Here is a 12,228-nt window from a genome sequence, read left to right as displayed (position 1 = left end):
AGCCTGCCACTAACCGGCCATCGTGAGGCCGCCGCTGACGCTGATCACCTGCCCGGTGATGAACGACGCGGCCTCCGACGCGAAGAACAGCACCGGCGCGGCGACCTCCTCCGGGCGGGCCAGCCGGCGAAACGGGATCGCCTTGACCAGCGCCTCCTTGAGCTTCTCCGGTTGCGCGTGGAACAGGGGCGTGTCCGTCGGGCCCGGGCAGACGCAGTTCACCGTGATCTGGTGGCGCGCCATTTCCCGGGCCAGCGACTTGGTCAGCGCGATGACACCGCCCTTGGCGCCGGCGTAGATGGTTTCGCCCGCGCTGCCCACCCGGCCGGCGTCGCTGGCCAGGTTGACGATGCGTCCGCCCGAGTGCGCCTCGATCATGCCCGGCAGGAACGCGCCGCAGACGTGCACCGGTCCCAGGTAGTTGATCGCCACCACCTTCGTCGCGAATTCCGGTGTGGCATTGAGGAATTGGTCGGTGCGGTCCCAGCCGGCGGCGTTGACCACGATGTCGGGGACGCCGACGTCGGAGCGGACCCGATCGCGCAACGCCGCGACCTGGGCGGGGTCGGCGACGTCGACTGGCAGCGCGGTGATCAGTCCGGGATGTTCGGCGGCGGTGGCCGCGGCGGCGGCCTCGTCGAGGTCGGCGGCGACGACCCGGTCGCCCTGCGCGGCGAAGGCCAGCGCGATCGCCCTGCCGATGCCCGACCCGGCGCCGGTGACGACGGCCAGCCTGCCTTGTGAATGAGCATTCATTGCAGACGAATCTAGGTTCACTGCGGCCGCGGGGTCAAGGACCACCATCCGGCCCCGGTAGTCTCGCGGCATGCTGCTTCGGCTCCGGTGGCTGGGCGGGCTCGCCGCGGACGTCGTCGCCGTGCTGGTGTTCTGCTCCCTCGGGCGCCGCAGCCACGACGAGGGCGTCGACGTCGGCGGCGTGGCGACCACCGCGTGGCCGTTTCTGACCGGAACCATTGCCGGGTGGCTGGCCTCCCGCGGCTGGCGCCGGCCCACCGCGCTGGTCCCCACCGGCGTGACCGTGTGGCTGTGCACCGTGGTCGTCGGCATGGTGTTGCGCAAGGCCAGCTCGGCGGGTGTGGCCGCGAGCTTCGTGGTGGTCGCCGCCTCGGTCACGGCGGTCCTGTTGCTTGGTTGGCGGGGCATCATCGGGCTGGGCCTGGCCCGGCGGCGCCGCGCCGGCGGCTGACGCGCGATGGCACGGGCCGACGAGAACGGCTGGGATCCCGCCAGCAGCGAAGGGGTGAACGCGGCGTTCGGCGCGGTCGTCCGGGCGGTGGCCACCAACAAGGGACTGATCGACGACCCGTTCGCCGAGCCGCTGGTCCGCGCCGTGGGCGCGGAGTACTTCATCCGGGTGGTCGGCGACGACCTGTTCTCGGCCGACGACGGCGCCGACCCGGTCATGACCGGGCTCATCGACGTCCTCGCGGCGTACACGCGGTTCGTGGACGAGTTCCTCGCCGACGCGGGCAGGGCGGGCATCCGCCAGGTGGTGCTGTTGGGGTCCGGCCTGGACACGCGGCCGTACCGGCTGTGGTGGGCGCCCGGCACCACCGTGTACGAGATCGACCGCCCGCAATTGCTCGACTTCAAGTCCGAACTGCTGCGCGGGCTGGGCGCCGGGGTGGCCGCGAACCGGTGCGCGGTGGGCGCCGACCTTCGCCTGGACTGGCTGGCGGCGCTGCGGCGGGTCGGCTTCGACGCCGCGCAGCCCACGGTGTGGGTCGCCGAGCAACTGCTCGTCGGGTATTTACCTCCCGATGCGCAAAACCGGCTGCTCCAGGAAGCCACCTCGGTCAGCGCCCCCGGCAGCCGGTTCGCCGCCGACCACATGCCCACCTGGACGCCGATGCACGTCGAGGCGGGGCGGGCGTTCGTCGACCGGTGGCGCAGCCACGGCCTCGACATCGATCTGGCCAGCCTGACCTACCCGGGCGAATACCGCTATGTGCCCGAGGATCTGGCGTCTCAGGGCTGGCGGACGGTCGAGCGCAACGTCGCCGACGTGTGCGCCGGCATGGGCCTTCCCGAGCTGTGGCGCGGCGGTCCCGACGGCCTGGCGGTCGTCCCGGGATTCGTCACCGCGGCGAGGACGTAATGGATTGCCATGGAATGCCCCGTCGTCGGTGGCGTTAGATCGTTGCGTGGCCCCCACAACCGGGCTCGACTTCGTGTCGGCCACCCACGACGACCCGCTGGCGCAGCCGCTGCTCGCCGAGCTGGCCGTCGAGTATGCGCAGCGCTACGGCGGCAGCCCGGAGGCGCACCTGGCGTGGCTGCCCGTGCCCGCGGCCGAGCTGGCGCCGCCGGACGGGGGCCTGCTGATCGGGGTGGTGGACGGCGCGCCGGTCACCGGCGGGGCGTTTAGGCGTTTCGACGCCGACACCGCCGAGCTGAAACGGATCTGGACCGACAGCGCGCATCGGCGCCGTGGCTACGCGCGGGCGCTGCTGGTCGCGCTGGAGGCGGAGGCCGCCGCGCGCGGGTACCGGCGGCTGTACCTGATCACCGGTAATCGCCAACCCGAGGCCGAGGCCCTCTACGACGCGACGGGCTACGCCCGCATCCCCCCCGCCGAGCCGTTGCCGGACTGGGGGCCGTTTCGTCCGATCGCCTTCGAGAAGTGGCTCGCATGAGCGGCCAGTTCCATCTCGGCGTCGCGCTGGACGGATACGGGTGGCACCCCCAGGCGTGGCGCGCGACGCCGGCCCCGGAATCACGACGGCCTGCCGCGCCGTCGGCGCTCGGCGGCCGGCACTGGGCCGGGCTGGCGGCGCGCGCCGAACGCGGGCTGCTGGACTTCCTCACCATCGACGACACCCTGATGCCGCAGCCCGGGCGCCGCGAGCGGATCGATCCGCACCGGCTGGCCGGCCGGGCCGACGCGGTGCTGGTGGCCGCCCGCATCGCGCCCGCGACCCGGCACATCGGGCTGATCCCGGTGGCGACGGTCACCCACACCGAACCGTTCCACGTCTCCAAATCGATTGCGACCCTTGACCATGTCTCGCACGGCCGCGCGGGCTGGCAGCCGCGAGTGAGCACGACCGCGCACGAGGCCGCCCTGTTCGGCCGCCGGGACGTGTCGCGGATCGCGCGGTTCCCCTTCTTTGCAGAGGCCGTCGAGCACGTCGAGGTGGTGCGCCGGCTGTGGGACAGCTGGGAGGACGACGCGATCATCCGCGACGCATCCACCGGGCGCTACGTCGACGTGGACAGGCTGCACTACATCGACTTCACCGGCAAATACTTCTCCGTCAAGGGGCCCTCGATCACGCCGCGCCCGCCGCAGGGCCAGCCCGTGGTGGCCGCGCTGGCGCACGTGGGCCCCGCCTACGAGTTCGCCGCGGCCGCCGCCGACGTCGTCTTCATCACCCCCACCTTCGGCGGCGCCTCGGCGCACACCATCCTCGACGAGGTGCGCGCGGCCGGTGGTGAGCACCTGAAAGTCCTTGCCGACGTGTTGGTTTCCTTTCACGGCGAGGGCGACTTCCGGTCCGACACGCTCGTCTTCGCCGGCAGCGCAACCGAACTGGTGGACCTGCTGCTCGACTGGCGGCGCCTGGGCATCGAGGGTGCGCGGCTGCGGCCGGCCGTGAACGCCACCGACCTGCCCGTGATCGTCGACGAGGTGGTGCCGCTGCTGCGGCGGGCCGGGCTCTTCCGCGACGCCTACCGGCCGGGCGAAACCCTGCGCGAGCGCCTCGGCCTGCCCGTGGCGCCCAACCGCTACGCGGCGGTGAACCGATGACCCCGGTGCCGCTGTCGGTCCTCGACCTGTCCCCGATCAGCGCCGGCGGCGACGCGCCGACGGCGCTGCGCACCACCATCGAGCTGGCCCAGCACGCCGAGCGGTGGGGCTATCGCCGGTTCTGGGTCGCCGAACACCACTTCGTCGCCGTCGCCAGCGCGGCGCCGGCGGTGCTGATCGGCCAGATCGCGGCCGCCACCAACACGATTCGCGTCGGGTCGGCGGCCGTGCAGCTGAGCCACACCACCGCCGCCGCGGTGGTGGAGAGCTTCGGGATGCTCGACGCGTTCCACCCGGGCCGCATCGACCTCGGCGTGGGCCGCTCCGGGCAGCGGCGCATCACCAAGCCGCGCCCACGGTCCCCCGCGAAGCGCCGGCCCCCCGAGCCCCCGCGGGAATGGCGCGAAGTCGACGGCGTGGTGATTCCGCCGCCGTTCGACCTGCGCGCGCTGCTGGGCAGCGGGCGGGTGCGGGCGACCATGGCGATCCTGCAGCAGCCCGAGGCCGTCGCGCCCGACTTTTCCGAGCAGCTCGGCGACATCATGGCGATGCTGGCCGGAACCTACGAGGTCGACGGGTTCGACGTGCACGCGGTGCCCGGTGAGGGCGCCGCGCTGACGCCGTGGATCTTCGGCAGCAGCAGGGGGCGCAGCGCCCGGGAGGCCGGCGCGCGCGGACTGCCGTTCGTGGCCAGCTACCACCTCACTCCGGCGACCGCGCTGGAGGCCATCGACGCCTACCGGGACGCCTTCGTCCCGTCGCCGGCGCGGCCGCGGCCCTACGTCGTGGTGTCGGCCGACATCGTGGTCGCCGACGATTCCGCCACTGCCAAACATTTGGCGTCGAGCTACGGCCATTGGGTGTATTCGATCCGTGCCGGCGACGGCGCCGTCCCGTATCCCGACCCCGACGATTGCGCCCCGCTGACCGACGAGCAGCTCGCGGTCGTGATCGACAGGGTGGCAACCCAATTCGTCGGCGACGCGGACGAGGTGGCCGACCGGCTGGCGGCGCTGCAGCGCGTCACCGGCGCCGACGAGCTCGTCATCACCTCGGTCACCCACCGCCGCGAAGACCGGCTGCGCTCACACGAACTGATCGCCAAGCGGTGGGGGCTGGGCGAGTGAGCGTGCGGGAGGGCAAGCAGCGCAAGCCGATTCATCTGGCCGCTCACTTCCCGGGCGTGAACAACACCACCGTGTGGACCGACCCCGACGCGGGCAGCCAGATCGAGTTCGAGTCGTTCGTGCACCTGGCCCGCACCGCCGAACGCGGGCTCTTCGACTTCTTCTTTCTGGCCGAAGGGCTGCGCCTGCGCGAGCACCGCGGCCGCATCTACGACCTCGATGTGGTGGGCCGCCCGGACACGTTCACCGTGCTGGCGGCGCTGGCGGGCGTCACCGAGCGGATCGGGCTGACCGGCACCATCAACACCACCTTCAACGAACCCTTCGAGGTGGCAAGGCAATTCGCATCGCTCGACCACCTGTCCGGCGGCCGCGCCGGCTGGAACATCGTGACCTCGTCGGACGCCTTCACCGGCGCCAACTTTCGCCGCGGCGGGTTCCTCGACCACGCCGACCGGTACGCACGGGCCGAGGAGTTCCTCGCCGTGGCCCGCCAATTCTGGGACAGCTGGGCCCCCGGCGCCGTCCTGGCCGACGTCGAGTCCGGGGTGTACGTCGATCCCGACCGGATCCGCAGCGTCGCCCACCGCGGCCCGCAGTTCGACGTGCGCGGCTTCGCGACGCTGCCCGCGGGCCCGCAGGGCCACCCGATACTGCTGCAGGCCGGCGACTCCGCCGACGGCAGGGCGTTCGGCGCCCGCAACGCCGACGCCCTGTTCACCCTGCACTCCTCGCTGGAGGACGGCCAGCGCTACTACGCCGATGTCAAGGGCCGCGCCGCATCCTACGGCCGGGACCCCAACCGGCTCAAGGTCTTTCCGGCGGCGACGTTCGTCATCGGCGACACCGAGTCCGAGGCGCAGGACAGGGCTCGGCACATCCGCTACCAACAGGTCAGCGGCGCGACGGCGATCGCGATGCTCGAGCAGGTGTGGGGTCGCGACCTGTCGGGCTACGACCCCGACGGCCCGCTCCCCGAGGTCGAGCCCACCGGCGACAGCCTGACCCAGGGCCGGGTCCGGCACGTCGACCCGATGGAGGTCGCCCGCCGCTACCGCCAGCGTGCCGAAGCCGAGAACCTGTCGATCCGCGAGCTGGTCATCGCCGTCACCAGCCGCCAGCAGTTCGTCGGCACGCCGGCGCGGATCGCCGACGAGATCGACACCTACATCCAGGCCGACGCGTGCGACGGGTTCATCCTGGTGCCGCACCTGACGCCGCGCGGCCTGGACGAGTTCGTCGACCGGGTGGTGCCGGTGCTGCAGGAGCGCGGCGCGTTCCGCACCGGGTACTCCGGGGAGACGCTGCGCGAGCACCTGGGGCTCACCGGGCAAGCGCGGTAGCCGCCTCCGTCGCCTCGCGGATCGGCCCGCGCCACACGTCGCCGTGCCCCGGCAGCAGGATCTCGGTGTCCAGCAACCCCAGCGCGCTCAGGCTGCGCAGGCAATCCTCCTGGCTGTGGCTGAACACCGCCGGCAGCAGCTGGGGCCCGCGGTGGCGCAGCAGCGGGTGCCCGGTGATCAGCGCGTCGCCACTGGCCAGCACGCCGTCGACGACGTACGAGCAGTGCCCGCCGGTGTGCCCGGGGGAAAAGACGGGCGTCGGGTGGCCGGGCAGCCCGGCGGCCACCTCGGCGGTCAGCGCCCGCGCCGAGGGGATGCCGTCGCGGATCAGGCCGCCGCTGCGCACCACGTGCAGGCCCCACACCGCCCACCGCGGCCGCCAGATGCGCAGTGCCACATCGAAAACCGAGGCCTGCTGCAGGCACTCCCGCTTGGCGTGCCCCACCTCCTCGGCGTGGCAGTACACCGGGGTGCCGTGCTCGCGGGCGAACCAGATCGCCGAGCCCAGGTGGTCGACGTGCGCGTGCGTCAGCACGATGGCGCGCACGTCGCCCGCGTCGTAGCCCAGCTGCCGCAGCGAGGCCAGCACGTCCTCGCGGTCCCCGGGATAGCCGGCGTCGATCAGCATGACGCCGGTGCCGTCGACCACCAGGATCCAGTTGACGGCGCCGCCCTGCGCAAGGTAGACGGTGTCGGTGACCTGCACCAGGGTCGGTCCCATGCCCGCGAGTCTAGGAGCGTCGCTACCAGGAGTAGAAATAACTGGTGGCTGAACTGAAACTCGGATACAAGGCGTCCGCCGAACAATTCGCACCGCGCGAGCTCGTCGAGCTGGCCGTCGCCGCCGAAGGGCACGGCATGGATAGCGCGACCGTCAGCGACCACTTCCAGCCCTGGCGGCACGACGGCGGGCACGCCCCGTTCTCGCTGGCCTGGATGACGGCCGTCGGCGAACGCACCAAGCGGATCACGCTGGGCACCTCGGTGCTCACCCCCACCTTCCGCTACAACCCGGCCGTCATCGCGCAGGCGTTCGCCACCATGGCCTGCCTGTACCCGGACCGCATCTTCCTCGGCGTCGGCACGGGCGAGGCGCTGAACGAGATCGCCACGGGATACGAGGGCGACTGGCCGGAGTTCAAGGAGCGGTTCGCCCGGCTGCGCGAGTCGGTGCGCCTGATGCGGGAACTGTGGCGCGGCGACCGCGTCGATTTCGACGGCGAGTACTACCGGCTCAAGGGGGCCTCGATCTACGACGTGCCCGAGGGCGGCGTCCCCGTCTACGTCGCAGCGGGCGGCCCGGCGGTGGCCAAGTACGCCGGACGCGCCGGCGACGGGTTCATCTGCACCTCCGGCAAGGGGGAGGAGCTCTACACCGAAAAGCTGATGCCCGCCGTCCGCGAGGGCGCCGCGGCCGCCGACCGCAACGTCGACGACGTCGACAAGATGATCGAGATCAAGATCTCCTACGACCCCGACCCCGAGCTGGCGCTGGAGAACACCCGGTTCTGGGCGCCGCTGTCGCTGACCGCCGAGCAGAAGCACAGCATCGACGACCCGATCGAAATGGAAAAGGCCGCCGACGCGCTGCCGATCGAGCAGGTCGCCAAGCGCTGGATCGTCGCGTCGGATCCGGACGAGGCGGTCGAAAAGGTCGGGCAGTACGTCACGTGGGGCCTCAACCACCTGGTGTTCCACGCGCCCGGGCACGACCAGCGCCGGTTCCTGGACCTCTTCGAGAAGGACCTCGCGCCCCGGCTGCGCCGGCTCGGCTGATCCCGTGGCCTCCGCGATCTACATCGCCGCCCCCGAACCGGAGACCGGCAAGTCGACGATCGCGCTCGGCCTGCTGCACCGGCTGACCGCGACGGTCGCCAGGGTCGGCGTGTTCCGGCCCATCACGCGGAATTCCTCGGGCGACGAGCGCGACTACATCCTGGAACTGCTGCTGGAGCACACCAGCGCGGGCCTGCCCTACGAGCGTTGTGTCGGCGTGACCTACCAGCAGCTGCACGCCGACGCCGACGCCGCGATCGCCACCATCGTCGACGCGTATCACGAGGTGGCACGGGAGTGCGACGCGGTGGTGATCGTCGGCAGCGACTACACCGACGTCATCAGGCCCGTCGAGCTTTCCGCCAACGCGCGCATCGCGGTCAACCTCGGCGTCCCGGTGCTGCTGTCGGTGAGCGGCAAGGGCCGCACCGCCAAGGAGGTCGCCGACGTCGTCGAGGTCTGCCTCGCCGAGCTGACCGCCCACCGCGCCCACACCGCGGCGGTGGTGGCCAACCGGTGCGAACCCGCGGAGCTGCAGGACGTCGTCGGGGCGCTGCGCGCGTTCGCCCCGCCCGCCTATGTGCTGCCCGAAGAGCCGCTGCTGACCGCGCCGACGGTGGCCGAGCTGGAGCGCGCCGTCGACGGGACGCCGGTGAGCGGCGAGGCGCCCCTGCGCGAACGCGAGGTCACCGGCGTGATGGTCGCCGGGATGACCGCCGACCACTGCCTGGAGCGGCTGCGCGACGGCATGGCGGTCATCACCCCCGGCGACCGCTCCGACGTCGTGCTCGCCGTCGCCAGCGCCCATGCGGCCGAAGGGTTTCCGTCGCTGTCATGCCTAGTCCTCAACGGCGGGTTCGAGCTGCATCCGTCGATCGCGGCCCTGGTGTCCGGCCTGCGGCTGCGGTTGCCGATCATCGCCACCGCGCTGGGCACCTACGACACCGCCAGCGCGGCCGCCGCCGCCCGGGGCCGGGTCACCGCCGCCTCCCAGCGCAAGATCGACACCGCGCTTCAGCTGATGGACCGCCACGTGGATATCACGGATCTGCTGGCACAGCTTGCCATTTCGATCCCGACCGTCACCACACCGCAGATGTTCACCTACCAGCTGCAGCTGCGCGCCCGCTCGGACCGCAGGCACATCGTCCTGCCCGAGGGCGACGACGACCGCATCCTCCGCTCCGCCGGGCGGCTGCTGCAGCGCGGCGTCGCCAACCTGACGATCCTCGGCGACGAGGCCCAAATCCGCCTGCGGTCGGCGGAACTCGGCGTGAACCTGGACGACGCCACGGTGATCGACCCGCTCACCAGCGAGCTGCGCGGCAAGTTCGCCGAGCAGTACGCGGAGTTACGCAAGGCGAAGGGGGTCACCGTCGAACACGCCCGTGAGATCCTTCGCGACGCGACGTATTTCGGCACCATGATGGTCTACGACGGCACGGCCGACGGCATGGTCTCCGGTGCCGCCCACACCACCGCGCACACCGTACGGCCGGCATTCGAGGTCATCAAGACCGCCCCCGATGTGTCCACCGTCTCGAGCGTGTTCTTCATGTGCCTGCCCGACCGGGTGCTGGTGTACGGCGACTGCGCCATCGTCCCGAATCCGACCCCCGAGCAGCTCGCCGACATCGCGATCAGCTCCGCGCGCACCGCCGCGCAGTTCGGCATCGAGCCGCGGGTGGCGATGCTCTCGTATTCGACCGGTGCGTCCGGCGCCGGCGCCGACGTCGACAAGGTCAGGGCGGCAACGGATCTGGTGCGTCAGCGGGATCCGCAATTGCTGGTCGAGGGACCCATCCAGTACGACGCGGCCATCGAACCTTCGGTCGCGGCCACCAAGCTGCACGACTCACCGGTGGCCGGGCGCGCCACCGTGCTGATCTTTCCCGACCTCAACACCGGCAACAACACCTACAAGGCGGTGCAGCGCAGCGCCGGGGCGATCGCGATCGGCCCGGTGCTGCAGGGGCTGCGCAAGCCGGTGAACGACCTGTCCCGGGGCGCGCTGGTCGAGGACATCGTGAACACGGTTGCGATCACCGCGATCCAGGCGCAGGGCACATGACCGACCGGCTGGTGCTGGTGATCAACGCCGGCTCGTCGTCGCTGAAATACCAGCTCGTCGAGCCGGATTCGGGTGTCACGCGCACGGGCGGGGGCATCCAGCAGATCGGCGAGCCGTCGTCGCGGGTGGCCGACCACGAGGAGGCGCTGCGCCTGGCGTTCGCGCAGCTGGGCGAGGCCGGCGTGGACCTGGGGGCGCGCGACCTGGTGGCGGTCGGGCACCGGGTCGTGCACGGGGGCAATGACTTCTACCGCCCGACGGTGCTCGACGACGCGCGGATCGCCGAGCTCGAGAAGCTGTCGGAGCTTGCGCCGCTGCACAATCCGCCCGCGGTGCAGGGAATCAAGGTGGCGCGCCGGCTGTTGCCGGACGTGGCGCACGTCGCCGTGTTCGACACCGCGTTCTTCCACGACCTGCCGGCCGCGGCCGCGACGTACGCGATGAACCGGGAGCTGGCCGAGCGATGGCGGATACGCCGCTACGGATTCCACGGCACCTCGCACCGGTACGTCGGCGAGCGGGCCGCCGAATTCCTGGGCAGGCCACTGGGCGCCGTGAATCAAATTGTGCTGCACCTGGGCAACGGCGCGTCGGCGTCGGCGATCGCCGGCGGCAAGCCGGTCGAGACCTCGATGGGGTTGACTCCGCTGGAGGGCCTGGTGATGGGCACCCGCAGTGGTGACATCGACCCCGGCGTCATCAGCTACCTCTGGCGGAGGGCGAACATGGACGTCGACAAGATCGAATCCATGCTCAACAACCAGTCGGGCGTCTGGGGCCTGGCCGGCGAGCGCGACTTCCGCCGGCTGCGCGCGATGATCGAATCTGGGGATGACGCAGCGCAATTGGCCTACGACGTGTTCATTCACCGGCTCCGCAAGTACATCGGCGCCTACCTGGCCGTGCTGGGGCACACCGACGTCATCACCTTCACCGCCGGGATCGGCGAGAACGACGCCGCGGTGCGCCGCGACGCGCTGGCCGGGCTGGAGGAGTTGGGCATCGCGGTCGACCAGCGCCGCAACCTGGCCGCGGGCGCGGGCGCCCGGCGGATATCGGCGGATGGCTCGCGAATCGCCGTGCTGGTGGTCCCGACCAACGAAGAACTGGCCATCGCCCGCGACTGCGTGGCGGTGCTGTAGCGCCGGCCGCGGCCCGCTCGGCCTGTGGATGAACGAATACGCGGGGCGTGCTTGTCGTGCGACCCTTCGCGGCATGCGTGACTCGACGGGACCATTCATCGGCAGTGCGGCGCTGGGACGGGGCGCGCTCAGCCGCCACCGGCTGCGGACGCAATACTGTGCCGTCCTGCCCGGCGTCTACCTGTCCCGGCGGATCCGCCCGTCCCTCGAGCAGCGCATCGCCGCCGCGGGCCTGTGGTCGCGGGGGCGGGGGATCTTCACGGGCGCGGCCGCCGCGGCGCTGCACGGCGCCAAGTGGATTCCCGACGGCGTCCCAATCGAGCTGGTATACAACAACACCCGGCCGCCACGCGGGGTGCTGACCCGGCGCTACGCGCTGCGTGACGGCGAGACGCAGACCATCGACGGTCGCCCGGTCACCACCCCGGAACGCACCGCCTTCGACATCGGCCGGGGCGGAGCCATCCACTCGGCGGTCGCGCGGCTGGATGCGCTGGCGGCCGCGACGGGTTTCAAGGTCGACGACGTGCTGCGCGTTGCGCGGCGCCACCCCGGTTCGCCCGGGCTGCGGCGCCTGGAGGCCGCGCTCGAACTCGTCGACGCCGGCGCGCGGTCGCCCAGGGAAAGCTACCTGCGGCTGCTGCTCGTCGAGGCCGGATTCCCGCGCCCGCACACCCAGATACCGGTGCTGGGCGCCGGCGGTACCCCGGTCGCACACATCGACGTGGGCTGGGAGGAGTATCTCGTTGGCGTCGAATATGAACGTGACCAGCACCAAACCGACCGCCGGCGCTACGTCTACGACATCCGGCGGCTGGAGACCCTCGAGCGGATGGGCTGGCTCATCGTCCGGGTCGTCGCCGAGGACCACCGGGCCGACATCGTGCACCGAGTGCGCGGGGCGATGGTCGAACGCGGTTGGACCGGCGGCCTGACGGCAATCGACGCGGGCTGACCGCATTCGCGTGGGCGGGCAGGGCGGGATTCGGGGCGGAAT

12 protein-coding genes are annotated in these 12,228 nt (G+C 71.7%); 10 read left to right on the top strand and 2 right to left on the bottom strand.

Translation table 11 applies throughout. From position 1 onward, the window contains the following. Window positions 1-9: 9 nt before the first annotated feature. Window positions 10-756, bottom strand: a complete 747-nt coding sequence (locus BST11_RS10890; protein WP_083137995.1) for an SDR family NAD(P)-dependent oxidoreductase — start codon at window positions 754-756, stop codon at window positions 10-12. Between the two features lie 70 nt (window positions 757-826). Between BST11_RS10890 and BST11_RS10885 the strand changes: the two genes are divergently transcribed. Genes BST11_RS10885 through BST11_RS10860 form a run of 6 tightly spaced genes read left to right on the top strand, consistent with a single transcriptional unit; the run spans window position 827 to window position 6,242 of the window. Beyond that, complete coding sequence (locus tag BST11_RS10885; RefSeq protein ID WP_083137994.1) at window positions 827-1,207, top strand: DUF3054 domain-containing protein; 381 nt, start codon at window positions 827-829, stop codon at window positions 1,205-1,207. 6 nt (window positions 1,208-1,213) lie between these two features. After that, window positions 1,214-2,119, top strand: a complete 906-nt coding sequence (locus BST11_RS10880) for a class I SAM-dependent methyltransferase (protein ID WP_083137993.1) — start codon at window positions 1,214-1,216, stop codon at window positions 2,117-2,119. Window positions 2,120-2,165: 46 nt separating this feature from the next. Then, window positions 2,166-2,657 (top strand): GNAT family N-acetyltransferase, encoded by a 492-nt coding sequence (locus tag BST11_RS10875; RefSeq protein WP_083137992.1) that lies wholly within the window; start codon window positions 2,166-2,168, stop codon window positions 2,655-2,657. Then, a complete protein-coding gene (locus BST11_RS10870; RefSeq protein WP_083137991.1) occupies window positions 2,654-3,772 on the top strand; it encodes an LLM class flavin-dependent oxidoreductase in 1,119 nt (372 codons plus the stop codon). The genes BST11_RS10875 and BST11_RS10870 overlap by 4 nt, the downstream gene beginning before the upstream one ends. Then, window positions 3,769-4,899 carry an LLM class flavin-dependent oxidoreductase gene (locus BST11_RS10865; protein ID WP_083137990.1) on the top strand — a complete coding sequence of 377 codons (1,131 nt, stop codon included), beginning with the start codon at window positions 3,769-3,771 and terminating at the stop codon, window positions 4,897-4,899. Before BST11_RS10870 ends, BST11_RS10865 begins: the two co-directional genes overlap by 4 nt. Continuing rightward, the gene (locus BST11_RS10860; RefSeq protein ID WP_083137989.1) at window positions 4,896-6,242 is read left to right on the top strand and encodes an NtaA/DmoA family FMN-dependent monooxygenase; all 1,347 of its coding nucleotides are present in this window, start codon (window positions 4,896-4,898) and stop codon (window positions 6,240-6,242) included. The genes BST11_RS10865 and BST11_RS10860 overlap by 4 nt, the downstream gene beginning before the upstream one ends. On the opposite strand, the gene BST11_RS10855 is transcribed toward BST11_RS10860, so the two are convergent. Then, entirely contained in the window at window positions 6,223-6,963 is a 741-nt protein-coding gene (locus BST11_RS10855) for an MBL fold metallo-hydrolase (RefSeq protein ID WP_083137988.1), read from the bottom strand. The two genes, BST11_RS10860 and BST11_RS10855, sit on opposite strands and share 20 nt — an antisense overlap. A gap of 44 nt (window positions 6,964-7,007) precedes the next feature. On the opposite strand from BST11_RS10855, the gene fgd reads away from it, so the two are divergent. The 4 genes from fgd (at window position 7,008) to BST11_RS10835 (ending at window position 12,186) form a co-directional block, all read left to right on the top strand. After that, entirely contained in the window at window positions 7,008-8,018 is a 1,011-nt protein-coding gene (gene fgd, locus BST11_RS10850) for a glucose-6-phosphate dehydrogenase (coenzyme-F420) (RefSeq protein ID WP_083137987.1), read from the top strand. 4 nt (window positions 8,019-8,022) lie between these two features. Then, window positions 8,023-10,089 carry a phosphate acetyltransferase gene (gene pta, locus BST11_RS10845; RefSeq protein WP_083137986.1) on the top strand — a complete coding sequence of 689 codons (2,067 nt, stop codon included), beginning with the start codon at window positions 8,023-8,025 and terminating at the stop codon, window positions 10,087-10,089. Next, entirely contained in the window at window positions 10,086-11,231 is a 1,146-nt protein-coding gene (locus tag BST11_RS10840) for an acetate kinase (RefSeq protein WP_083137985.1), read from the top strand. Before pta ends, BST11_RS10840 begins: the two co-directional genes overlap by 4 nt. A 73-nt stretch (window positions 11,232-11,304) precedes the next feature. Then, window positions 11,305-12,186: a hypothetical protein gene (locus BST11_RS10835; protein ID WP_083137984.1), complete on the top strand. Its 882-nt coding sequence runs from the start codon at window positions 11,305-11,307 to the stop codon at window positions 12,184-12,186. Window positions 12,187-12,228: the final 42 nt, after the last annotated feature.

The sequence above is a fragment of the Mycobacterium alsense genome, from assembly GCF_002086635.1.
GTDB classification, from domain to species: Bacteria; Actinomycetota; Actinomycetes; order Mycobacteriales; family Mycobacteriaceae; genus Mycobacterium; species Mycobacterium alsense.
Note: the sequence above shows the minus strand (reverse complement) of the source record. Positions and strands in the feature narration are given on the sequence as shown.